Genomic DNA, 551 nt, shown 5'->3' on the forward strand with positions numbered 1-551 from the left:
ATCAGAAACCAGAGCACCACCAGCTCCGATTGTGCCCGTTGAAAGGTTGCGGGTCTGCCCGCTCATATCCGCCCGCATTACATCAGAAGGAACAAGAATGCCTTCCCCCTGCTTGCCGCGTTTCTTGCCAGCCTCTTCCGAGCACTCAAACTCAAATTTAGCAGCTTCGCGGTACTGCGCATTGGTTGGATTCCCCAAAGCATTCAAAGCACGCACAAATGAGAATTGCTTGCGCTCTTTCTGGCTCAAACCAATATCAGCAGCGCCGGAGATTTTCTCCTGCCCGCGCTCACCTTGAAGCATCAAGACTTTGGTTGAAAAGTCCCCGGAAGACATGCCGGAGCGGATCGCTTCCGCCGCAATATCTCGGCAATTCCATTCGGCCGCAGTCGCCTCAATTTCGCGAATGCGTTTGGCCTCATCTTCCGCCGTCTTAGTGCGGATCTGTGCCAGCTCTTCTTCAGAAGGGCCGGTGTTGGGGTTTTCAGGTTCATTAGGTTTGGGCATTGCTGCAGCCTTTCTTTCAAGTGCAATGGAAACAACAGCCCCCT

The 551-nt window shown here is 53.5% G+C and carries 1 protein-coding gene; it reads right to left on the minus strand.

Annotated elements, in window-relative coordinates; all coding sequences use genetic code 11:
- Positions 1 to 507: hypothetical protein (locus tag PsWM33_RS27535; protein ID WP_208994749.1), on the minus strand; the 507-nt coding region annotated here is incomplete at its 3' end.
- Between the last annotated feature and the right edge of the window lie 44 nt (positions 508 to 551).

The sequence above is a fragment of the Pseudovibrio sp. WM33 genome, from assembly GCF_001623165.1.
Taxonomy (GTDB): Bacteria; Pseudomonadota; Alphaproteobacteria; order Rhizobiales; family Stappiaceae; genus Pseudovibrio.